The organism is Comamonas testosteroni (assembly GCF_000761245.1).
In the GTDB taxonomy this organism is placed as follows: domain Bacteria; phylum Pseudomonadota; class Gammaproteobacteria; order Burkholderiales; family Burkholderiaceae_C; genus Comamonas; species Comamonas testosteroni_C.
Genome location: NZ_AWOR01000046.1, coordinates 139,904 through 161,418 on the forward strand (window position 1 = coordinate 139,904; position 21,515 = coordinate 161,418).

The following is a 21,515-nucleotide window of genomic DNA, read 5'->3' on the forward strand; positions in this document are numbered from 1 at the left end:
TTTGCAGAAACGTCATCGGCCTGCGGCACAATGCCTGACATGCTGATGTATCCGCACATTGATCCTGTAGCCGTGCAGATTGGCCCGCTGGCCGTGCACTGGTATGGCATAACCTATCTGGTGGCCTTTGGTCTGTTCCTGTTTCTGGGCACGCGCCGACTGCACCACCCTCCATTCAAATACATGACGGGCGAGCGTGCCTGGGCGCGCAAGGATGTGGAGGACATTCTCTTTCTCGGCGTGCTGGGCGTGGTCGTGGGCGGGCGCATCGGCTACTGCCTGTTCTACAAGCCTGGCTACTACCTCTCGCATCCGCTGGAGATTCTTGCCGTCTGGCAGGGCGGCATGAGCTTTCACGGCGGCTTGCTGGGCGTCATCGGCTCCATGATCTGGTTTGCGCGCTCGCGCAAGCGCAACTGGCTGGAAGTCGCAGATTTTGTCGCGCCTTGTGTGCCCACCGGGCTGGCAGCGGGGCGGATCGGCAACTTCATCAACGGCGAGCTCTGGGGACGTTTTGCGAGTGCAGAGCTGCCCTGGGCCATGGTGTTCCCGCAAAGCGGCTCCATGCTGCCGCGTCACCCCTCGCAGATCTATCAGTTCCTGATGGAAGGGCTGCTGCTGTTCCTCATTCTGTGGCTGTACGCGCGCAAGGAACGCAAGCCCGGCCAGATCGCAGCGGTCTTTCTGATCGGCTATGGCGCCTTCCGCTTCATTGCCGAGTACTTCCGCGAGCCCGATGACTTCCTGGGCATTCTGTCTTTGGGCATGAGCATGGGGCAGTGGCTGTGCCTTCCCATGATCGTGGCCGGTGTGCTCATGTGGGTGTGGTGCGGCAAGCGCCAGGCGTACGTGGTTCAGCGAACCACGGCCTGAAGGCCAGATCCTGGAAAACGCAGACTTCGGTCTGCATTTTTTTTTACGGCGCTGGCTGAGGCAGGAAAACTGCACATAATGGCTCAAAGCGTTACTGCAATTGCGGTATCTGCTTCTTCAATGAGAGCATGATGGTGCTGGAACAAGGAGATGCTTATGGGCTGGGCAGCCGAGTGGATTGAGCAAACCAAGCTGTGGGTGCGCGGTGCGGAGGGCGAGAAGGGCGATGGCCAGCATCGCCCGCTGGCGCAACGCCTGGAGGCCACCTTGCGTCGTGGGGAGGAGTCGCTGTCGCCGCGCGAGCTGCGTCGCTTGCTGCAGGACATGCAGCAGGTGGCCGATACCGCGCTCAGCGACGTGGAGGGCGGCCGTCACGCGCAGGTGCTGATGGACTGGTATGGCAAGGCCGATCTGGCCGCACGCAAGGACTTCTGGCTGCTGGCGATCGAGAAGTTCGGCCCCGATGCCAAGGCCTTGCAGGCGGCGCGCGAGCGCTACGACAAGGCGGGCAGCGATGTGGAGCGCGGCGAGGCAGAGATGAGCCTGCGCCGCGCCCTGGTTTCATCGCGCACGCGGCTGCTGCAGCGCTTTGCCCAGCCCAAGGGCGGCATGGGCTTTTTGGTCGATATGCGTGCCGAACTGCTGGCCTTGCCCAAGGCCGAGCAGCACTATGTGGCGCTGGATGCCGAGCTGGAGCATCTGTTTTCCAGCTGGTTCGATGTGGCCTTGCTGGAACTCAAGAGCCTGAACTGGGATTCGCCGGCATCGCTGCTGGAGAAGCTGATCAAGTACGAGGCCGTGCACGATATCCGCAGCTGGGCCGATCTGAAAAATCGCCTCGACAGCGACCGCCGCTGCTATGGGTTCTTTCACCCGCGCATGCCCAATGTTCCGCTGATCTTTGTGGAGGTGGCGCTGCTGGACAAGATGGCGGGCAGCATGGCTCCGCTGCTGGACGAGGCCGCAGCGGCTGCCGATCTGGCCAAGGCCAATACCGCCATCTTCTATTCCATCAGCAACACCCAGACCGGGCTCAAGGGCGTGAGCTTCGGCGATTCGCTCATCAAGCATGTGGTGGAGACACTCACGCAGGAGTTCCCCAAGCTCAAGCAGTTCGCCACGCTGTCGCCCATTCCGGGACTGCGCAACTGGTTGAGCAAGAACGGCGATGCGGCGCTGGCGGAGCTGGACGACAAGCAGAAGGCGGCCCTGGAAAAAGTCGCCGGCGGAGTGAGTGCCGCGCAATTGCTGGCTGCGCTGGACGACCCCGGCTCGCTGCCGGAAAAGTCGGTGGTGCGTCAGGCCACCATGTTTTGCGCCGCGCGCTATCTGGGGCGGGAAACTGCCAAGGGCCGTCCGCTGGATGCCGTGGCACGCTTTCACCTTGGCAACGGTGCGCGCGTTGAGCGCCTGAACTGGGCGGCAGACCTGTCGTCCAAGGGGCTCAAGCAATCCATGGGGCTGATGGTCAACTATCTGTATGACCTCAAGCGCCTGGACAAGCACCGCAGCCTGTTGGCGCAGAGCAAGATTCCCGTGTCCTCGGAGATCGAATCGCTGTGCAAGGGTTGAGTGCATCGCGACTCGCGCTGCACCCGGCCTGAGCCGGCTTTTGCTGCTGCGTCTTCCAACCACAAGCCCGGCTGCGGCGGTGCTGCTGACCGGGCGAGCAGAGGAGACATACATGCAGGATTCTTGGGCAAAGAGCGTGGGTTTGCAGCGGCGCACGCTGCTTGGGTCGACGGGGGCGTTTTTGGCGGCAGGGGCATCGGGCTGGACGGGCATGGCCCAGGCATCGGAATGGCCGAGCAGGCCGGTCAATCTGATCGTGCCTTTTCCTGCCGGCGGCGGCACCGACACCTTTGCCAGACCGTTCTCTGCCCAGTTCGCCAAGACCTCGGGCAAGACCCTGGTGATAGACAACCGCGGTGGCGCGGGCGGCACGCTGGGCGCCAGCATTGCGGCCAAGTCCGCACCCGACGGCTACAACTTCTTCATGGGCGGCACCCACCATGTGATTGCGCCCTCGGTCTACCCCAAGCTCGAATACGATCTGGAGCGCGACTTCATCCCGCTGGCGCTGCTGGCCAGCGTGCCGCAGGTCGTGGTGGTCAACCCCAAGAAGGTGACGCATGCCAGCTTGCAGGCTCTGGTTCAGGACTTGCGCGCCAACCCCGGCAAGTACAACTATGCCTCGGCAGGGCCGGGATCCTCGCACCATCTGGCGGGTGAGCTGTTCAAGCTGCAGACCAAGACCCAGATCACCCATATTCCCTACAAGGGGGCGGGCCCGGCGCTGCAGGACCTGATAGCCGGCAATGTGGACATGCTGTTCGACGGCCTGGGCTCATCGGCCCAGCATATCAAGGGCGGCCGCATCAAGGCCTTGATGGTGGCGGGCGCCAAGCGCAACCCTGCCTTCCCCGATGTGCCCAGCGCTGCCGAGTGCGGCCTGCCGGACTTCACCGTCACCACCTGGTATGGGCTATGGGCGCCCAAGGGCACGCCTGCTGCCGTGCAGCAGCAGATGCTGGACGAGGTGCGCAAGATCGGAGCAGCCGAGGACATCAAGGCTGCCTGGGCCAAGAACGGCGCCGACTATGGGCAGCTGAGCCAGCCGCAGTTTGCCGCCATGGTGCAAAGCGAGATCCAGCGCTGGGCCCATGTGGTCAAGGCGGCGAATGTGAAGATTGACTCCTGAGCCCGCTGGCCGCTTTACGGGGCGGCCTTTGCAGGCGCCCCATTTAAGAAGTGCGTTTTTTCAGTGCCTGCTGCCATCAGCCAGGCCAGGGCCGGGCCTATGATGGCCATGGACCTTTTGCTTTCACCGTTGCCCAGTTCGACAGCATCACGATGACCGATATGCCTCAAGCCAATCTTTTCAGCGCGCTGCGCGCTGCATTTCCTGCGGATCTGACGAAAAATGCCGTGGAGGCCATCGAGCCCGATGGCTCCAGTCTCTACTACACCTGGGCCGATCTGGAGCAGGGCAGTGCACGCATGGCCAATCTGCTGGCCTCTCTGGATCTGCCCGAGGGCAGCCGCATTGCGGTGCAGGTGGAAAAGTCGGTCGAAGCTATGATGCTGTACCTGGCCACGCTGCGCAGCGGCCATGTGTTCCTGCCGCTGAACACCGCCTACCAGAGCGCAGAGATGGAGTACTTCATCACCAATGCCGAGCCGGCCGTGGTGGTCTGCGCACCCGGCTGTTTTGGCTGGGTGTCCAAGATTGCATTCAACCACGGCGTGGGCCATGTCTACACCCTGGGCACCGATCGCACGGGCAGCTTGCTGGAGCGCGCGGCCCACCACAGCGACGAGCACCAGGTCGTTTCGCGCGGCGCCGACGATCTGGCGGCGATTCTCTACACCAGCGGCACCACGGGGCGCAGCAAGGGCGCCATGCTCAGTCACGGCAATCTGCTGAGCAATGCAGCCATGCTCAAGGTCTACTGGGGCTGGCAGGAAGGCGATGTGCTGATTCACGCGCTGCCCATCTTCCATGTGCATGGCCTGTTTGTCGCCATTCACGGAGCGCTGCTCAACGGCAGCCCCATGATCTGGTTTGCCCGCTTCGAGCCCGAGGCCGTCATGGCGCGCTTCAAGGATGCGACCGTCTTCATGGGGGTGCCGACCCTTTATGTACGCATGCTGGCCGATGCCAGGCTGGACCGCGACATGGCCGCGCACATGCGCCTGTTCGTCTCGGGATCGGCTCCCATGCTGATCGAGACCTTCCGCGCCTGGAAGACGCGTACCGGTCACACCATCCTTGAGCGCTATGGCATGAGCGAGACCATCATGCTGACCTCCAACCCCTATCAGGCAGATGCGCGCTACGGCAACGAGGCCGAGCGTCGCGGCGCAACCGTGGGCTTTCCCCTGCCCGGCGTGGGCGTGCGCATTCATGGCGACGACGGCAAGGCCCTGCCCGCAGGCGAGATCGGCAATATCGAGGTGCAGGGGCCCAATGTGTTCAAGGGCTACTGGCGCATGCCGGAGAAGACGGCCGAGGAGTTCACGGCAGACGGCTGGTTCAAGACCGGCGATGTGGGCATGCAGGATGCGCGCGGCTATTTCAGCATCGTGGGGCGCAGCAAGGACTTGATCATCTCGGGCGGCTACAACGTCTATCCGGCCGAGGTGGAGGGCTTCATCAACGATTTGCCTGGCGTGGACGAAAGCGCCCTGGTGGGCGTGCCGCACCCGGACTTTGGCGAGGTCGGCGTTGCCGTCATCGTGCCGCGCAAGGGCGCGCAGCTGGATGGGCTGAAGATTCTGGAGTCGCTCAAGGCCAGGCTGGCCAACTTCAAGGTGCCCAAGCGCTGCTATGTGGTGGACAGCCTGCCGCGCAACACCATGGGCAAGGTCCAGAAGAAGCTGCTGCGCGATCAGTATCAGCAGGAGTTCTCCTGAACCTGCTGCCGAGCGTCTCCAGCCGCACGCCAAGCGTTGGTTTTTGGCTGCACTATTGGCTGCGTTTCAGGCGCTTGTCTTTTGACTTGACTCCTGAAAAGTGAGCTGTTTACGTAGCCTGGAAGGCGAATTCAGCATCGAATCGGCCTAAAAATAAAGCAGCTTGTACGCAAGCTGCTTTTAATTTGTGAGTAGCAAACGGCGGCCTCTTAGCGGCCTGTGCACTGGATACTGGATATCAGGGCAAGCCCAGCAAGGGGCGCCCGGCCAGGGTCGTTCCCCAGTGCAGATGCCGTCCCTTCAGTGCAAGCCGCGAAGCGGCTCAAGGAGAGCCAGTCAGCGCAGCACCAGCACCGGCACGGGCGAATGTGTCAGCACATGCTGGGTTTCGCTGCCCAGCAGCAGGCGCTGCAGACCCTTGCGACCGTGCGAAGCCATGACGATCAGGTCGCAGTCGTGCTTTTTGGCCATCTCCACAATCGACTCGGCCACCAGGTCGGAGTGGGCGATTTCGGTCGTGACGTTGACCTTGCGCTCATGACCAAAGGCTTTGACGCCGTTCAGCAGGGTCTGGGCCTGATTGGTCCATTGCTCCTCAATGCGCTTGGCTTCCTTGATGTCCAGCAAGTCGCTGCCTTCCAGATAGCTGCGCGGATAGTGCGAGACAACCTTGAGCGCAATCACGCTGGCGCCGCACAAAGCGGCCAGATCCAGGCCTGCATGCACAGCCTTGTCCGAGAGTTCGGTGCCGTCGGTAGCAATCAAAATGCGGTTGTACATAGCTTTCTCCTTAGGTTGCAGGTGTTGTAAATACAAGCATATGTCGATTGGGCAGTTAACGGTTGATTAATGTCAAGGTGGGTATCATCTGGCGTAGTTACGCTTGAAACATGTCCCAACACACTACTGTCCAGCCTTCCGCGGCAGAGCATGCTGTTGCTGACACCGGTTTCCTGAACTTGTCCCAGATGCACAGTCATCTGCTGGACGATCCGCAAGAATGGAGCTCGTTTGGTCGCCCCGCCGGTCAGAGCCCCAAGGCCCCAATCTCCGAAAACGCAACCGAGTCCCCGGTGTGGGATTCCTTCGTGGTTCTGGAGGGCATGCACTGTGCTGCATGTGCGCTGACCATCGAGGAGGCGCTTCGGGCCGTCCCCGGAGTGCAGGCAGCCGAAGTCAGTGCCGCAACGCGCCGAGCCCGTGTCGAGTGGCGTCCTGCCCAGGTGCTTCCATCGCAATGGATGGAGGCCGTATCGCGTGCCGGCTATCGGGCCTTGCCCGCGCGCGATGCGTTTGCGCGCGAGCTGCGCCAGGCCGAGACGCGCCGTGCCCTGTGGCGCTGGCTGGTGGCCGGCCTGTGCATGATGCAGGTGATGATGTATGCATGGCCGGCCTACACGGCGCGGCCCGGCGACCTGTCGCTGGAGATGGAGACCTTGCTGCGCTGGGCCTCCTGGGTGATTTCTCTGCCCGTGGTGCTGTTTTGCTGCGGCCCGTTCTTCAAGCGCGCGCTCAAGGACATCACCCAGCGCCGCGTGAGCATGGACCTGCCCGTGGCCATAGGCATGCTGATCACCTTTGTCATCAGCACGCTGGGCACTTTTGATCCCTCCGGTCCCTTCGGTCAGGAAGTCTTCTTCGACTCGCTGACCATGTTTGTCTTCTTCCTGCTCACAGGGCGCTGGCTGGAGCTGCGCCTGCGCGACCGCACGGCCGGTGCATTGGAGGCCGTGATGAACCGGCTGCCGGATTCGGTGCTGCGTCAGCAGCCCGAATCGGGCGAGTTCGAGCGAGTGGCCACGCGCCGCCTGCGCGTGGGCGATGTGGTGCGTGTGCTCACGGGCGAGGCTTTCCCCGCAGACGGCCGGATTCTGCGCGGTACCACCCATGCCGATGAGGCTCTTCTGACCGGCGAATCCACGCCTGTTTTGCGCGCACAGGGCGATGCAGTCACCGCTGGCAGCTACAACCTGGACAGTGTTGTCGATGTGAGAGTGGACAGCGTGGGTGAGGGCACCCGCTTTGCGCAGATCGTGAATCTGATGGAAAGCGCTTCGCTGCAAAAGCCCACCCTGGCCCAGCTGGCCGACAAGGTGGCCCGGCCTTTCCTTGTCGTGGTGCTGCTGGCGGCGCTGGCTGCGGCCATCTGGTGGTGGCCTACCGACCCGGGCAAGGCCATGATGGTGGCCGTGGCGGTGCTCATCGTCACCTGCCCCTGTGCGCTTTCGCTGGCCACGCCCGTGGCCATGCTGACGGCGGCCGGCACCCTGGCGCGCAGCGGCGTGCTGGTGCGCAATCTGCAGGGGCTGGAGGCGCTGGCTGCTGTGGATACGCTGGTGTTCGACAAGACCGGAACGCTGACGCGCGACGGCCTGGTGCTGCGCGCGCTGACACCTGCTGAAGGTCAAAACACGGATGAGCTGCTGGCGCTGGCCGCCTTGCTGGCGCGTCAGTCCATGCATCCCGCTTCCAGGGCCCTGGCGCAGGCAGCCGAGGTGGCCGAACTGCCTGCAAGCGCGTGGCTGCTGGACTCCGTTCAGGAAGTTGCTGGCAGCGGCCTTGACGTCTGGGTGCAGGCGCGTAGCAATACCGCTTTGCGCCGCCACCTTCGTCTGGGCTCTGCCGCGCATTGCGGCGTGCCCGAGTTGGCTCCGCATGAGCCAGGGCAGAGCGTGATGCTGGCCGAGGAATCGCAAAGTGGCTGGCTGCCCCTGGCGCAGTTCCATCTGAGTGAGGACGTGCGTCCCGAAGCAGCCCAGGTCATTGCCGACCTCAGGCAGCAAGGTGTGGCGGTGCAGCTGCTCTCGGGTGACCGTTCTGCAGCGGTGCAAACCGTGGCCGCCAAGCTGGGCATAGAGCAGGCGCAGGGTGATTGCCAACCGCAGGACAAGCTGGCAGCCATGCAGGCGGCACAGGCTGCAGGGCATAAGGTTGCCATGGTGGGCGACGGCCTGAATGACGGCCCAGTTTTAGCCGGAGCGCATGTCTCTTTTGCTTTTGGTAAAGCAGTGCCGCTGGCACAATCGCGAGCAGACTTCGTGGTACTGGGAGACAGCCTGGAGTTAGTGTTGCAAAGCCTGTTACTGGCCCGACGGACCCTGTCCGTGGTGCGCCAGAACCTGGGCTGGGCAGCAGCCTATAACGCGATCTCTATTCCTCTGGCCCTTGTGGGCTGGATGCCTGCCTGGCTGGCAGGGCTCGGCATGGCGCTGAGCTCCTTGCTGGTCGTCGCCAACGCAGCCCGTCTTGCACGTGCGTTGCCGCTGCAGGCTGCAGATAGCAACGCGTCCGCCCCCGCGCACCTTGCGCCGCGGGGCACCGTCATGCCACTGACTCAAGGAGGCCATTGATGGACATTTTGTATGTATTGATTCCGCTGTCGGTTGTTCTGGTCATGGCCATTGTGGCTGCCCTGTGGTGGGCCGTGTACCGGGGCCAGTTCGAGAGCGTGGAACAAGAAGGCGAGCGCATTCTTCGCGACGATTGATGTGGCTCAACGAGCCCGACCAGAAACCAATGAACACTTTGCAAGATATCTAAGAGGTGCCCGATGGAAGCAACAAATAACAATGCTGTCTATTACGACGACACCGTCGTAAGACAGTTCTCTATCATGGCTGTGGTATGGGGGGTGGTAGGTATGGCGGTGGGCGTGTTGATCGCGTCCCAGCTGGCCTGGCCGGAACTCAACTTCGGCATTCCCTGGCTGAGCTACGGACGTCTGCGTCCGCTGCATACCAATGCCGTGATCTTCGCTTTTGGTGGCTCGGCGCTGTTCGCGACCAGCTACTACGTGGTGCAACGCACCTGCCAGACCAAGCTGTTCATGCCCAAGCTGGCCAGCGTTACGTTCTGGGCCTGGCAACTTGTCATCGTGGGTGCGGCTATCAGCCTGCCTCTGGGTTACACCCAGGGCAAGGAATACGCCGAGCTGGAATGGCCCCTGGACCTGCTGATCGCCGTGACATGGGTGTCCTACGCCATTGTGTTCTTCGGCACTATCGGCATCCGCAAGGTCAAGCACATCTATGTGGCCAACTGGTTCTTCGGCGCCTTTATCCTGGCCGTGGCCCTGCTGCATATCGTCAACAATATTTCCATCCCCGCCGGCTGGATGAAGAGCTACTCGGCTTACGCTGGTGTGCAGGACGCGATGGTGCAGTGGTGGTACGGGCACAACGCCGTGGGCTTCTTCCTGACCGCCGGCTTCCTGGGCATGATGTATTACTTCATCCCCAAGCAGGCGGGTCGTCCCGTGTACTCGTATCGCCTGTCGATCGTGCACTTCTGGGCGCTGATCTTCACGTACATGTGGGCGGGTCCTCACCACCTGCACTACACCGCTTTGCCTGACTGGACCCAGTCCGTGGGCATGGTGTTCTCGCTGATCCTGCTGGCTCCCAGCTGGGGCGGCATGATCAACGGGATCATGACGCTGTCGGGTGCCTGGCACAAGCTGCGCGACGATCCCATCCTGCGTTTCCTGATCGTGTCCCTGTCGTTCTACGGCATGTCCACCTTCGAAGGCCCGATGATGGCCATCAAGACCGTGAACGCGCTGAGCCACTACACCGATTGGACCGTGGGCCACGTGCACTCCGGCGCTCTGGGCTGGGTGGGTCTGATCACCATGGGCTCTCTGTACTACCTGATCCCCCGTCTGTTCGGCCGCGAGAAGATGCACTCCCTGCCCGCGATCGAGCTGCACTTCTGGATGGCGACCATCGGCATCGTGCTGTACATCGCCGCAATGTGGATTGCCGGTGTGATGCAGGGCCTGATGTGGCGCGCTGTCAACCCCGACGGCACGCTGACCTACACCTTCGTGGAAAGCGTGAAGGCGACCTATCCCTTCTATGTGATTCGCGTGACTGGCGGTCTGCTGTATCTGGGCGGCATGCTGGTTATGGCATGGAACACCTGGAAGACCGCAATGGCCGGCCGTTCCGTCAAGGTGGCAGTGCCTGCCGTGGTGGCTCACGCCTGAGCATTGAGGAGCAAAAGCAATGTCTGATCAAAAAAACGCAGCTCCCAAGAGCTTTTCGCACGAGAAGATCGAGACCAGCAACTTTTTGCTGATCGCGCTGACGCTGTTCGTGCTGACCATTGGTGGCCTGGTGGAAATCGTGCCGCTGTTCTTTCAGAAGTCCACGACCGAAGCAGTGGCGGGTCTCAAGCCCTACACGCCGTTGCAGCTGATGGGGCGCGACGTCTATCTGCGCGAGGGTTGCTACAACTGTCACTCGCAGATGATCCGTCCTTTCCGTGCCGAGACCATGCGCTATGGCCACTACTCGGTAGCTGGCGAGTTCGTGTACGACCACCCCTTCCAGTGGGGCTCCAAGCGTACCGGTCCCGACCTGCATCGCGTGGGCGGCAAGTACAGCGACGAATGGCATCGCATCCACCTGAACAACCCGCGTGACGTGGTGCCCGAGTCCAACATGCCTGCTTACCCCTGGCTGGAAGCCAACAAGGTGGATGACACGGCCGTGGCAACGCGCATGAGCGCGCTGCGCAAGGTGGGCGTGCCGTACACCGATGCGGAAATCGCCGGTGCTCAGGCCGAGGTCAAGGACAAGACAGAGATGGAGGCAGTGATTGCCTATCTGCAGGTCCTTGGTCGCGCCGTCAAGTAAGAGAGAAAGGGCTGGAAATGGATATCACCACCATGCGTATCGTGGCCACGCTGGCATCGCTGGCGTGTTTCGTGGGCATCTGGTGGTGGGCGTATGCCCGCCGCAACCAGGCCCGTTTTGACGAGGCAGCTCAGGTCCCATTCCTGGAAGACTGAGTCTGATCACCACAACGAGAACATCCCATGAGCGATTTCATTAACAATTTCTGGTCGGTGTATGTCGCGGCGATTACGCTGATAGGCATCTTTGGCTGCTTGCTGCTGCTGATTCTGGTGGCCAGCAAGAAGGTCGTTCCCTCGGGCGACAACACCACAGGCCATGTCTGGGACGAAGACCTGCGTGAACTCAACAATCCCATGCCCAAGTGGTGGATGGGTCTGTTCGTGATCACCGTGGTTTTCAGCCTGGCCTATCTTGTGGTCTACCCAGGTCTGGGCGGCTTCAGCGGCAAGCTGGACTGGAGCCAGACCGGCGCCTACGACAAGGAAATGGCCAAGGCCAAGGCAGACCTGGAGCCTCTGTATGCCAAGTTCACCAGCATGCCTACCGAAGAAATGGCCAAGGACCCTCAGGCCATGGCCATTGGCGAGCGTCTGTTCATGAACAACTGTGCGCAATGCCACGGCTCTGATGCTCGCGGCAGCAAGTCCTTCCCGAATCTGGCGGACGGCGACTGGTTGCATGGTGGATCTCCCGAGAAGATCAGGGAGACCATCACCAACGGCCGCATCGGCATGATGCCGCCCATGGCGGCAGCCGTGGGCTCGGCGGAAGATGTGCGCAATGTGGCGCACTATGTGCTGAGCCTGTCGGGCAGCCCTCACGATGCCGTCAAGGCTTCGCAAGGCAAGTCCAAGTTCGTGGCCTGTGCGGCTTGTCACGGCATGGACGGCAAGGGCAACCCTGCGCTGGGAGCACCTAACCTGACCGATGACATCTGGCTGCATGGCTGGGGTGAGGCGGCAATCGTCAACATCGTCAACAGCGGCAAGCACAATGAGATGCCTGCCCAGAAAGAGAAGTTGACGGAGGCTCAAATTGCGGTGCTGGCTTCCTATGTCTGGAGTCTTTCGAATACGCAAAACCAGAAGTAATGCGTTATTAAAAGGCGGTGCCCTGGCACCGCCTTTTTCGCATTTCAATTTTCAGTAATTACAAAAACATTAAGGAACTGCGATGCCGTGCGATCAGGGCAAGCCCCGAAAAGTCATACCGATCACGCCTGAGCCTCATGAGGGCGGGCCTGAGTTGGTGCCTATGTTCGCTTCCGAGCAAAAAGTGTACTCACGCTCTATTAGTGGCGTGTTCTCACGGTGGCGCTGGGCCATGGTGTTTCTGACCCAGCTCGTCTTCTACGGCCTGCCCTGGCTGCAGTGGGGCGAGCGCCAGATGGTGCTGTTCGACCTGGAAGCCCGGCGCTTTTATCTGTTCGGACTGGTGCTGTATCCGCAGGACTTCATCTATCTGACGGGGCTGCTGATCATCAGCGCGCTGGGGCTGTTTCTGTTTACCGCCGTGGCCGGGCGTCTGTGGTGTGGCTTCTCCTGTCCGCAGACGGTCTACACCGAGATCTTCATGTGGATCGAAAGCAAGGTCGAAGGCGATCGCAGTGCCCGCATGCGTATCGACAAGAGCGGCTGGACTTTGGAGAAGATCTGGAAAAAGTCGTTCAAGCAGTTTCTCTGGATCGTTCTGTCTCTTTGGACAGGCTTCACCTTTGTCGGCTACTTCGTGCCCATCCGTGAATTGGGTGTGCAGTTGATGGCCTTCCAGGGCAACTGGCAGATTTTCTGGGTGGCGTTCTACGGGTTCGCCACCTACGGCAACGCCGGCTACATGCGCGAGCAGGTCTGCAAGTACATGTGTCCCTATGCACGCTTTCAGAGTGCCATGTTCGACAAGGACACCATGATCGTCAGCTACGACGCCGAACGTGGTGAAGCTCGCGGCCCGCGCAAGAAAGACGTTGACTACAAGGCACAGGGCCTGGGGGACTGCATAGATTGCAAGCTTTGCGTTCAGGTCTGCCCCGTGGGCATCGATATCCGCAAAGGGCTGCAGTACGAGTGCATTGGCTGCGGTCTGTGCATCGATGCCTGCAACTCCGTGATGGACAAGATGGAGTATCCGCGCGGCCTGATCCGGCTGACCACTCAGAATGCCGTGGCCAAGGCCTGGAAGCAGGTGCAGGTGATTCGCCGTATTTTCCGCCCCCGTGTGTTGATCTACTCGGCCGTGCTGGTGGCCCTCAGCGCCGCCATGATCGCCAGTCTGGTGTTGCGCGAGCCGCTCAAGGTCGACGTGATTCGCGACCGTGCGGCGCTTTCGCGCATCGTGGCGGGCGGCAAGCTGGAGAACGTCTACCGTCTGCAGATCATGAACGCCACCGAGTCCGAACAGCGCTACCGTATCAGCGCCGTGGGCCTGGAGGGTCTGGAAGTCGCATCCGAGCAGGAAGTGACCGTTGGCCCTGCCGAGACGCGCGGCATTGCGGTGCGGCTGCAGATTCCGTATGGCTCAGCAACTCCCGGCTCGCACCCCGTACACTTCAATGTGGATGCAGTGACTGCCGGAGCAGGGCGTATTTCCGAGAAGACGGTGTTCCTGGTGCCGCGTTAATGCCAGGTCTTGCCGGTCTTCGTGAGCCATCACGGAGGCCGGACAAGGACACCGCCAATCGGCAACAATCTATGCCACCTTGCCATATGTGCCTGGGTGGCCAGAATTTTGGAAAGAGGTTTCATCATGTCGGCAGCACAAGCCAAGGTCTCGCAAACGGCCAAGATCATCCACCCCGAGGACGGCAAGTCCTGGTGGAAGTTTGCCCATGTCTGGCTCATCATCGCCGGCCCGGTGATCGTGGTGATTGCCGGCTTTGTCACCGCATACATCGCACTGAGCAGGCCCGATCCCGTGATTGACCCTGACTACTACCGCCATGGCATGGAAATCAACCAGCGCCTGAGCGAAAGTGAAAAAAGCATGGCTCCTGCAGTCACCGGCCGCAATCATGCGGCCACTCCAGCCAAGGACCATCCTCTGGATCGCTGAGCGCTCCGGTGCTTGCTTCGCCAAGGTCGCTTTTGCGGCCTTTTTTGTTGCCGATATCAAAATCAGAGCGTGTTGCGCATGCTCCGTCTAACGTTGATATAGAAGTAAATGGTTTTTTGTTATCCCGATGGCGCAGGGTGCTACTGAAAAGAGAGTGATTCAGGGTTTCCCGCCACGGTGCATGCCCGCAGTCCTGCATGAACGGCCACTACTGTTGTGCAAAATATGACCAAGCCCACAGCCCAAGGAGAATCAGGATGGATGCTCGACGCTGGATGTGGATTGTCTGGCCGGCCTTTCTGGCGGCAGCAATCATGGAGACGGTGGTTTTCGCCTTTGTGGACCCGCTGGATGTGCACTGGCTGGGTTCTCCCCTGGACTGGTCACGCCAGGCCATCTATACGGTCGCCTTTTTTGCCTTCTGGGTCGTGACCCTGATGGGAGGTGCGATGACGGTGATGCTGGGGCGCTCCGTCAGCGATCTCAATGGCGGCATCGTTTCCGAGCCTCTGCCCGAGTAATTCGCCCAGATAAAAAAGCCCGCTGTCCGCGGGCTTTGTCTTGAGAGCGTCTGCTGACTCGGTTCAGCTCTGGCATTGCTGGCTGTTGACGATGCGTTTGAGCGCCTCGGTATCCAGAATGCGCAGGTGGCGCTGCTTGACTTCCACAATGCCTTCCTCTGCAAATTTGGAGAAAGTGCGGCTCACGGTCTCGAGCTTGAGGCCCAGGTAACTGCCGATTTCTTCGCGCGTCATGCGCAGCACCAGCTCCGACTTGGAAAAGCCGCGTGCCGACAGACGCTGGACCAGGTTCAACACAAAAGCCGCCAGGCGCTCTTCGGCACGCATGCTGCCCAGCAGCAGCATCACGCCATGCTCGCGCACGATTTCGCGGCTCATGACCTTGTGCACATGGTTCTGCAGCGCCGTGACCTCGCGCGAGAGCTGCTCCAGCTTGTCAAACGGCATGACACAGACCTCGGCGTCTTCCAGGGCCACGGCATCACAGGTGTGGTGGTCGTTGACGATACCGTCCAGACCAATGATTTCGCCCGCCATCTGAAAGCCTGTGACCTGATCGCGTCCGTCTTCGGTAGCCACGCTGGTCTTGAAGAAGCCGGTTCGAATGGCATACAGAGAGGTGAACTCTTCGCCATTGCGAAACAGCAGCCCGCCGCGCTTGACCTTGCGGCGCGTGGCCACAATCTCGTCAATGCGCTCCATTTGTTCATCGTCCAGGCCCATGGGCATGCACAGTTCACGCAGATTGCAGTTGGAGCAGGATGCTTTGATGGTCTGAAGATTCATGGGCTTTTTGCAACTGCGCAGACAGACACAGAGTGGAGAGTCGCGCTGGTCATTGACCTCGTGGTTGAAGATGAGATGGATCAAATTGTCGCAGCACTTGCCTTGAGGTCTCTTGATTTTGATCAAGGACAGGGTGATTGCCTTGGGGCACATTGACCGTATTCGTTCAAAAACATGCGCTTTTGCCTATTTGGGGCATGATTTTCAGGATCTGATTTCCATTGAAATATGCTCTATACAGAGTGTGGGCGCACCCTAACTCCCAGTTATGACCGCAGTCACGCCTGAGTTGCTGAGCCGCTTTGATATCCCCGGCCCACGCTACACATCGTTCCCAACAGCCGACCGTTTTGTTGAGGCTTTTGGTGCAGACGACTACATACTGGCACTCAAGCAGCGCAAGACGCATTCTGGCTCGCGCGCTTTGCCCCTGTCCGTTTACGTGCACGTGCCGTTCTGTGAGTCGCTTTGCTATTACTGCGCCTGCAACAAAATCGTGACCAAGCATCATGAAAAGGCTGCCGAGTATCTGGACTACTTGAGCCGCGAGCTGGCCATGCATACCGAGCACTGCGGCAAAGGCCAGCTCGTAAGCCAGCTGCATCTGGGCGGAGGTACACCGACCTTCTTCAGCGATGCCGAGTTGCAGCAGCTGATGGTCTTGATGCGTGAGCATTTCAAGCTGGATCCCGCGGGGGAGTACTCCATCGAGGTCGATCCGCGCACCGTCAGCAACGAGCGGCTGAGAGCTCTCAAGGACATGGGGTTCAATCGACTGAGTTTTGGCGTGCAGGACTTTGACCCCGCGGTGCAGAAAGCGGTGCACCGCGAGCAGCCCGCCGAGCAAGTCTTTGCGTTGGTGGCCGAGGCGCGCCGCCTGGGCTTTGTCTCCATCAATGTGGACTTGATCTACGGGTTGCCCAGGCAGACGCCCGAGTCTTTTGCGCGCACGCTGGCACAGGTCAATGAGCTGCGCCCCGATCGCATTGCACTGTATGCCTATGCGCATTTGCCCGAGCGCTTCAAGCCGCAAAGGCGTATCGAGTCGGCAGACCTGCCCATGGGACAGGACAAGCTGAACATGCTTTCCGGCGCCATCGATGCGTTCATGAATGGCGGCTATGTCTATGTGGGCATGGACCACTTTGCACTGCCTGACGACTCTCTGGCCATTGCCAAGCGCCAGGGGCGCTTGCATCGAAACTTTCAGGGCTATAGCACCCAGCCTGATTGCGATCTGATTGCACTGGGCGTATCGGCTATCGGCAAGGTGGGCGCGACCTACAGTCAGAACGTCAAGACTCTTGAAGAGTATTACGATGCCGTCGATGGCGGCATGCTGCCCGTGCAGCGTGGACTGGCGCTTTCACGTGACGATCTGGTGCGCAGAGCCGTCATCATGTCCATCATGTGTCAGGGCTCCGTCCTGTATGAGCCGATGGAGCAGGCCTGGCTGATCAATTTCCGCGAGTACTTTGCTTCGGAGCTCGCCGCACTGGCGGAAATGCAGCGCAATGGCCTGGTTCAGCTATCCGACGAGGGCTTCAAGGTCACGGGCCTGGGCTGGTTTTTTGTGCGCGGAGTAGCCATGCTGTTTGATCGATATTTGCAGGCCGACCGAAACCGCGCGCGCTTTTCGCGCATCATCTAGCGCATGTTGTTTTCGCTGGTCTGGACTGCTTTGATCATGGGGCTCGTGGGTGGGCCCCATTGTCTTGTAATGTGCGCTGCCCCCTGCAGTGTGGTCACAGCAGCGAAGCCTGTCGGTGGCGGGCAGCCCGTTGCCGTGCACGGCCTGCAAAAACGCCAATGGCTGCGTACCAGCCTGTTTCATCTGGGTCGCATCGCTGCCTATGCCCTGCTGGGAGGGGTCGCGGCCGTGGCCATGGAAAGTCTGGCCTGGCTGACCAGTCAGACAACGGCATTGCAGAGACTTTGGACGCTGATGCATGTGGCGGTAATGGCCTGGGGACTGGCCATGGTGGTGCAGGCGCGGCAACCAGCTTGGCTGGAGCGGGCGGGGCGTTCCGTCTGGGCCAGGGCTCAGCCCTGGGTCACCGCGCCGGGCGGCAGTCTGGCAGCAGGCTTTGCCTGGGCACTGATGCCTTGTGGTTTGCTGTATTCGGCGGTGTTGGTGGCGGCCTTGAGTGGCGGCGCCTGGCAAGGTGCTTTGTCCATGGCAGCCTTTGCCGTTGGTGGTGCACTGTGGCTGTTGGCGGGACCCTGGCTGTGGCAGCTGGGACAGTCGCATGTCAATGCATTGCGGGCCAGATGGGGCACCAGAGTCGCAGGTCTGATGCTGATTGGTGTTGCGAGTTGGGCTTTGTGGATGGACCTGGTCTACAAACCCAGCCTTTGGTGCCGATAAGTCACACAAGAGGGGATTGTTGACGCTGTTTGCATCCCAACAGACCCTAGTCATGGTTGAGCAGTCATGGAACTGCGGAATAATGTCTTATCTTGTGTGTAGCGCTCAAAGTGAATCGTTTCGTTGCTATTGATATCGGACAACTGCGTATCGGTATGTATGTCCATCTGGAGACTGGCTGGTTGCGCCATCCGTTTCCCGTCAGCAGCTTCAAGATTGTCAATGACGAGCAGTTGCAGACACTCAGGACCCTGAAGCTCAAGGCAGTTCAGGTTGATCTATCGAGAAGCGATCTGGAAGAGGCAGCGGCGTCTGCGGCTGCAGACCCTCAACTCGCACCTTCCCCCCCCGAGAATGATGCGCATGCATGGCGTAACAGTATTTTGGGCATGCAATCCAGGTTTCTGGGCGCGGTTTCCGTATTTGATGACGTGCAGGCCTTGTTGCCAGTCAACCCCGAGAAGGCGCGGACAACGACGGATATGCTGGTTGCGCAGCAAGTCGTCAAACTGGCGCAGGCTCGTGATCTGAGTTTGCATCTGCTCGCGGATACGGGGGGCGCCACCTTTGGCGTTCATGGTGTCAATGTCTCCGTACTGAGCCTGTTGTTGGGTAAGACGCTGGGTCTGTGCAATGACGTATTGCAGGATCTGGGCACGGCGGCCCTGTTGCATGACATCGGCAAGCCGGGGCTGGAGATTTCCGCATCGGCCAATGCACTGAATCAAGGTGCGGGCCGCACGCCTCTGCGAGAGACCGTGTATGCACGTCATGTCGGAGAGTCGGTGGCGTTGGCTCTATCCATGGGCTATCCTCCTTCCGTCACGACGGCCATCGCCCAGCATCATGAATGGGCCGATGGGTCAGGCTTTCCACTCGGCTTGCTGGCCGCAGATATGGACATTGCCGGACAGATCCTGGCGCTGGTCAATAATTTTGAGCGCTTGTGCAATCTGCCACTGCAAGGCAACGAAATGACGCCTCATGAAGCCATGGCTGCACTGTACGGGCAGTATCGCCAGCGATATGCGCCCGATGTGCTCAAGGCATTCGTGCAGACATTGGGGGTCTATCCGCCGGGCTCTTTGGTGGAGCTAAGTGATGGGCGGATGGGCGTGGTGGTGTCCGTCAACACCAGCCAGTCGCTCAAGCCGCAGGTGCTGACCTATGACATGCAGGCGCCGCAGAAGCTGCGGTTCGTAGATTTGCTTGAATATGTGGGTTTGGGTATTCGCCGAGGTTTGACGCGAAATCAGCTTTCTCGAAATGCGTTAGAAGCTTTACAGCCGCAAAGGCGTCTTTGCTACTTTTTTGATAGTTCTGCAGCACCTGCTGCCGAGAAAGACATCGCGTGACTTTGCAGCAGAGTTTTTTGATCGACCCTCTGCTTGCCTCCATGCTCGATGGTTTGCAGGAGGCGGTCTGGCTGCTGGATGCACAGACACTGCGTGTCGTGCATGCCAATGCAGCCAGTATGCAACTCACAGGCTACACGCCCGAGCAGGCGCAGGAGCAGTATGTTGATGTGCTGTGCGCCTCCCTGGTGCAAAAAGCGTTCTGGCAGGATGCCTCAAACTGGGTGGGTGGGGCGAAATTTCTCACGGAAATTTGTACAGCCAATGGTTCATTGACGGCTGTTGAGATGGGGGTGGGCTCCGTCGCCCTGAACCCACGCTGGTTGATGCTCACCATGCTCGACCGCAGCGAGCAGTTGCGGCACGAGAGCGAACTGGACATGTTGCTTGCAGAGTTGCGGGCGACGCTTGAGTCCGCTGCAGATGGCATGCTGGTCTGTGATCTGCGCGGCGGCATTCGTGCATTCAACCACCGCTTCGCGGAGCTGTGGCAACTACCCGAGCCACTGCTCGTGCAGCGAGATGATGCGGCCATCTTTACCCACCTGGAAGCACAGACCATCAGCAGCGAGAGTCAGTTCACTCTTTTGCAGGATGCGCAGGACCTGTCGGCTCCTGAAACCTCGGAGGTGCTGCAACTGCTCAGTGGCAGGGTTCTGGAGCGCCGCTCCGTGCCTCAGCTCAGTCGCGGTGTGGCGATAGGACGTATCTACTCCTATCGAGATATCACGGTGGAGTCCAGCTCGGCGACCGAACTGCGTCTGGCTGCAAGAGTGTTCGAGTCCAGCCTGGATGGTATCTTCATTGCAGATGCCAATGGTGTCATCGTTCAGGTCAACCCGGCTGGCGGGCAGTTGCTGCATGGCAAGGCGGTGCTGGGGCTCGCCGCCTGGACTTTGTTCGAGTCTGAGGGGGGGGCTGTGTCCGACCTGCTGGAGCTGGCCGCTGCGCGCTGGGATGTGGGCAGCTTCTGGGAGGGCAATCTTTGGCTCAAGCAAAGTGACGGTCAGCGCTGCGCGGTCTGGCTGTCCTGGGTGGCATTGCGTGACGGCTATGGGCGTCTGGTACAAAGCATTGGCTTTATGCGCGACATGACCATGCAGCGCAGTGCGCAAAAGCAGATTGAGCAGCTGGCTTACAGTGATGCGTTGACAGGGCTGCCCAATCGCCTGAGTTTGAGCCGTCACGTGCAAGCCGCCATCACTGCTGCGCGCTTCACACAGCAGCCCTTCAGCATTCTGTTTCTGGATCTGGACCGTTTCAAGATCATCAACGATTCACTGGGCCATGACTTCGGCGACCGGGTGCTCAAGCTGGTTGCTCAGCGGCTGAGCGGACTGCTGCGCCCTGCCGATGTGTTGTGCCGTCAGGGCGGGGACGAATTTGTTCTCTATCTGCATGATTGCACGGGGGAAGGGGCTTCGGCCGTGGCCGCCCGTATTCTGGACGAAATGCGCCAGCCCTTCATGCTTGACGGTCTGGGCTTTTCCGTTCAGTGCAGCATTGGGGCTGCGCAATTTCCGGCAGATGGTTTGACGCTGGACGAGCTGATTCGTCAGGCCGATATCGCCATGTATCGCGTCAAGGAGCGTGGACGCGGCAATTTCAGCTTCTATCAGCCGCAAATGAGTGCGGGTCTGCTCTCGCGCATGAAGCTGGAGCATGCCATGCGCCAGGCGCTGGACAAAGGGCATATGGCCGTGCACTTTCAGCCACAGGTACATATCCGTTCGGGTCGCATCGTGGCGGCAGAGGCTTTGCTTCGATGGACGGACCCCGAACTCGGGGTGATCTCTCCTGCAGCCTTCATTCCCTTAGCGGAGGAGTCCGGCTACGTGGTTGCGCTGGATGCCTGGGTGCTGGAGCAATCAGTACAAGAGGCGGCGCGCTGGCTGGCTATGGACATGCCCGTCAAGGTATCGGTGAATGTCTCCGCGCTGGAGTTCAGGCAGCCGGACTTTGTGGATCGCCTCAAATATGTGTTGGAAGCCAGCGGCTTGCCGGCACAGTGGCTGGAGCTGGAGCTGACCGAGAGCATTTTGCTGCAGGAGGCGCAGGAAATGGCTTTGCGCGTCCACCAGATCGCAGAGCTGGGTGTGGGTCTGGTCATTGACGATTTCGGTACCGGCTATTCGAGCTTGGCGTATTTGAAAAAACTGCCGATCTCCAAGATCAAGATCGACCAGAGTTTTGTGCGCGGCCTGCCGCATGATGCGGGAGACAAGGCCATTGTGGGCGCCATCATCAGCATGGGGCAGGCATTGGGCGTGGAACTTGTGGCAGAAGGTGTGGAAACGCAGGAACAATGCCAGGCAATCGAGCAGTTACAAGGCGACTACTTTCAGGGCTATCTGTGCTCGCCAGCCTTGCCTGCGGAGCAATTCCGAAAGCGTTTGGAGCAGGGTGCATCCGAGCAGGAGCCGAGAGTTCAGCCGTATTCACCGGATGACGATGTCAGCGGTATTCATATTGCAGGTCTGCAATAGTCTGAGGGCATGCTTTTTTG

19 protein-coding genes are annotated in these 21,515 nt (G+C 60.3%); 17 read left to right on the plus strand and 2 right to left on the minus strand.

Annotation, left to right across the window (positions count from 1 at the left end):
- Positions 1-30 precede the first annotated feature (30 nt).
- The 4 genes from lgt to P353_RS11985 all read left to right on the plus strand — a co-directional run bounded on the left by lgt (position 31) and on the right by P353_RS11985 (position 5,289).
- Complete coding sequence (gene lgt / locus P353_RS11970; protein ID WP_034369477.1) at positions 31-873, plus strand: prolipoprotein diacylglyceryl transferase; 843 nt, start codon at positions 31-33, stop codon at positions 871-873.
- Between the two features lie 156 nt (positions 874-1,029).
- On the plus strand, positions 1,030-2,445 hold the full coding sequence (locus P353_RS11975; protein WP_034369479.1) for a malonyl-CoA decarboxylase: 1,416 nt from the start codon (positions 1,030-1,032) through the stop codon (positions 2,443-2,445).
- A gap of 112 nt (positions 2,446-2,557) precedes the next feature.
- On the plus strand, positions 2,558-3,574 hold the full coding sequence (locus P353_RS11980) for a Bug family tripartite tricarboxylate transporter substrate binding protein (protein ID WP_034369956.1): 1,017 nt from the start codon (positions 2,558-2,560) through the stop codon (positions 3,572-3,574).
- A gap of 161 nt (positions 3,575-3,735) precedes the next feature.
- Positions 3,736-5,289 (plus strand): malonate--CoA ligase, encoded by a 1,554-nt coding sequence (locus P353_RS11985; protein WP_034369958.1) that lies wholly within the window; start codon positions 3,736-3,738, stop codon positions 5,287-5,289.
- A 336-nt stretch (positions 5,290-5,625) separates the two neighbouring features.
- Here P353_RS11985 and P353_RS11990 read toward each other — a convergent pair whose 3' ends face one another.
- Entirely contained in the window at positions 5,626-6,069 is a 444-nt protein-coding gene (locus P353_RS11990; protein ID WP_003063135.1) for a universal stress protein, read from the minus strand.
- 188 nt (positions 6,070-6,257) lie between these two features.
- Between P353_RS11990 and P353_RS11995 the strand changes: the two genes are divergently transcribed.
- From P353_RS11995 to P353_RS12035, 9 genes are all read left to right on the plus strand, one after another.
- The gene (locus P353_RS11995) at positions 6,258-8,639 is read left to right on the plus strand and encodes a heavy metal translocating P-type ATPase (protein WP_034369960.1); all 2,382 of its coding nucleotides are present in this window, start codon (positions 6,258-6,260) and stop codon (positions 8,637-8,639) included.
- Positions 8,639-8,776: a cbb3-type cytochrome oxidase assembly protein CcoS gene (gene ccoS / locus P353_RS12000; protein WP_003056328.1), complete on the plus strand. Its 138-nt coding sequence runs from the start codon at positions 8,639-8,641 to the stop codon at positions 8,774-8,776. Before P353_RS11995 ends, ccoS begins: the two co-directional genes overlap by 1 nt.
- Before the next feature lie 63 nt (positions 8,777-8,839).
- On the plus strand, positions 8,840-10,276 hold the full coding sequence (gene ccoN / locus P353_RS12005; protein WP_034369481.1) for a cytochrome-c oxidase, cbb3-type subunit I: 1,437 nt from the start codon (positions 8,840-8,842) through the stop codon (positions 10,274-10,276).
- Positions 10,277-10,295: 19 nt separating this feature from the next.
- On the plus strand, positions 10,296-10,928 hold the full coding sequence (gene ccoO, locus P353_RS12010) for a cytochrome-c oxidase, cbb3-type subunit II (RefSeq protein WP_034369484.1): 633 nt from the start codon (positions 10,296-10,298) through the stop codon (positions 10,926-10,928).
- Between the two features lie 17 nt (positions 10,929-10,945).
- Positions 10,946-11,083 carry a cbb3-type cytochrome oxidase subunit 3 gene (locus P353_RS12015; RefSeq protein WP_003063128.1) on the plus strand — a complete coding sequence of 46 codons (138 nt, stop codon included), beginning with the start codon at positions 10,946-10,948 and terminating at the stop codon, positions 11,081-11,083.
- A 27-nt stretch (positions 11,084-11,110) separates the two neighbouring features.
- A complete protein-coding gene (gene ccoP / locus P353_RS12020) occupies positions 11,111-12,022 on the plus strand; it encodes a cytochrome-c oxidase, cbb3-type subunit III (RefSeq protein ID WP_034369486.1) in 912 nt (303 codons plus the stop codon).
- 82 nt (positions 12,023-12,104) lie between these two features.
- Positions 12,105-13,547, plus strand: a complete 1,443-nt coding sequence (gene ccoG / locus P353_RS12025; RefSeq protein WP_034369489.1) for a cytochrome c oxidase accessory protein CcoG — start codon at positions 12,105-12,107, stop codon at positions 13,545-13,547.
- A gap of 126 nt (positions 13,548-13,673) precedes the next feature.
- The gene (locus P353_RS12030; RefSeq protein ID WP_034369492.1) at positions 13,674-13,979 is read left to right on the plus strand and encodes a FixH family protein; all 306 of its coding nucleotides are present in this window, start codon (positions 13,674-13,676) and stop codon (positions 13,977-13,979) included.
- 257 nt (positions 13,980-14,236) lie between these two features.
- On the plus strand, positions 14,237-14,500 hold the full coding sequence (locus tag P353_RS12035; protein ID WP_034369494.1) for a hypothetical protein: 264 nt from the start codon (positions 14,237-14,239) through the stop codon (positions 14,498-14,500).
- Positions 14,501-14,563: 63 nt separating this feature from the next.
- Here the strand turns inward: P353_RS12035 and fnr are convergent, their stop codons facing one another.
- Positions 14,564-15,286 carry a fumarate/nitrate reduction transcriptional regulator Fnr gene (gene fnr / locus P353_RS12040; protein WP_034369963.1) on the minus strand — a complete coding sequence of 241 codons (723 nt, stop codon included), beginning with the start codon at positions 15,284-15,286 and terminating at the stop codon, positions 14,564-14,566.
- Between the two features lie 268 nt (positions 15,287-15,554).
- Between fnr and hemN the strand changes: the two genes are divergently transcribed.
- From hemN to P353_RS12060, 4 genes are all read left to right on the plus strand, one after another.
- Positions 15,555-16,937, plus strand: coding sequence for an oxygen-independent coproporphyrinogen III oxidase (gene hemN / locus P353_RS12045; protein ID WP_034369497.1), 1,383 nt, complete (start codon positions 15,555-15,557; stop codon positions 16,935-16,937).
- Positions 16,938-16,940: 3 nt separating this feature from the next.
- Complete coding sequence (locus P353_RS12050; RefSeq protein ID WP_034369498.1) at positions 16,941-17,654, plus strand: sulfite exporter TauE/SafE family protein; 714 nt, start codon at positions 16,941-16,943, stop codon at positions 17,652-17,654.
- 110 nt (positions 17,655-17,764) lie between these two features.
- Positions 17,765-19,009, plus strand: a complete 1,245-nt coding sequence (locus tag P353_RS12055) for an HD-GYP domain-containing protein (protein WP_232776439.1) — start codon at positions 17,765-17,767, stop codon at positions 19,007-19,009.
- Between the two features lie 41 nt (positions 19,010-19,050).
- Positions 19,051-21,495 carry a bifunctional diguanylate cyclase/phosphodiesterase gene (locus P353_RS12060; RefSeq protein WP_230847651.1) on the plus strand — a complete coding sequence of 815 codons (2,445 nt, stop codon included), beginning with the start codon at positions 19,051-19,053 and terminating at the stop codon, positions 21,493-21,495.
- Positions 21,496-21,515 lie beyond the last annotated feature (20 nt).

Bases quoted from the DNA above. Each gene is read 5' to 3' on its own strand.
- P353_RS12015 (WP_003063128.1), top strand. From the start codon at position 10,946: ATGGATATCACCACCATGCGTATCGTGGCCACGCTGGCATCGCTGGCG.
- P353_RS11980 (WP_034369956.1), top strand. From the start codon at position 2,558: ATGCAGGATTCTTGGGCAAAGAGCGTGGGTTTGCAGCGGCGCACGCTG.
- P353_RS12060 (WP_230847651.1), top strand. From the start codon at position 19,051: ATGCTCGATGGTTTGCAGGAGGCGGTCTGGCTGCTGGATGCACAGACA.
- fnr (WP_034369963.1), bottom strand. From the start codon at position 15,286: ATGAATCTTCAGACCATCAAAGCATCCTGCTCCAACTGCAATCTGCGT.
- ccoP (WP_034369486.1), top strand. From the start codon at position 11,111: ATGAGCGATTTCATTAACAATTTCTGGTCGGTGTATGTCGCGGCGATT.
- P353_RS12035 (WP_034369494.1), top strand. From the start codon at position 14,237: ATGGATGCTCGACGCTGGATGTGGATTGTCTGGCCGGCCTTTCTGGCG.
- P353_RS11995 (WP_034369960.1), top strand. From the start codon at position 6,258: ATGCACAGTCATCTGCTGGACGATCCGCAAGAATGGAGCTCGTTTGGT.
- ccoG (WP_034369489.1), top strand. From the start codon at position 12,105: ATGCCGTGCGATCAGGGCAAGCCCCGAAAAGTCATACCGATCACGCCT.
- ccoN (WP_034369481.1), top strand. From the start codon at position 8,840: ATGGAAGCAACAAATAACAATGCTGTCTATTACGACGACACCGTCGTA.
- P353_RS11975 (WP_034369479.1), top strand. From the start codon at position 1,030: ATGGGCTGGGCAGCCGAGTGGATTGAGCAAACCAAGCTGTGGGTGCGC.
- P353_RS12050 (WP_034369498.1), top strand. From the start codon at position 16,941: ATGTTGTTTTCGCTGGTCTGGACTGCTTTGATCATGGGGCTCGTGGGT.
- ccoS (WP_003056328.1), top strand. From the start codon at position 8,639: ATGGACATTTTGTATGTATTGATTCCGCTGTCGGTTGTTCTGGTCATG.
- P353_RS11990 (WP_003063135.1), bottom strand. From the start codon at position 6,069: ATGTACAACCGCATTTTGATTGCTACCGACGGCACCGAACTCTCGGAC.
- hemN (WP_034369497.1), top strand. From the start codon at position 15,555: ATGACCGCAGTCACGCCTGAGTTGCTGAGCCGCTTTGATATCCCCGGC.
- lgt (WP_034369477.1), top strand. From the start codon at position 31: ATGCCTGACATGCTGATGTATCCGCACATTGATCCTGTAGCCGTGCAG.
- ccoO (WP_034369484.1), top strand. From the start codon at position 10,296: ATGTCTGATCAAAAAAACGCAGCTCCCAAGAGCTTTTCGCACGAGAAG.
- P353_RS12030 (WP_034369492.1), top strand. From the start codon at position 13,674: ATGTCGGCAGCACAAGCCAAGGTCTCGCAAACGGCCAAGATCATCCAC.
- P353_RS11985 (WP_034369958.1), top strand. From the start codon at position 3,736: ATGCCTCAAGCCAATCTTTTCAGCGCGCTGCGCGCTGCATTTCCTGCG.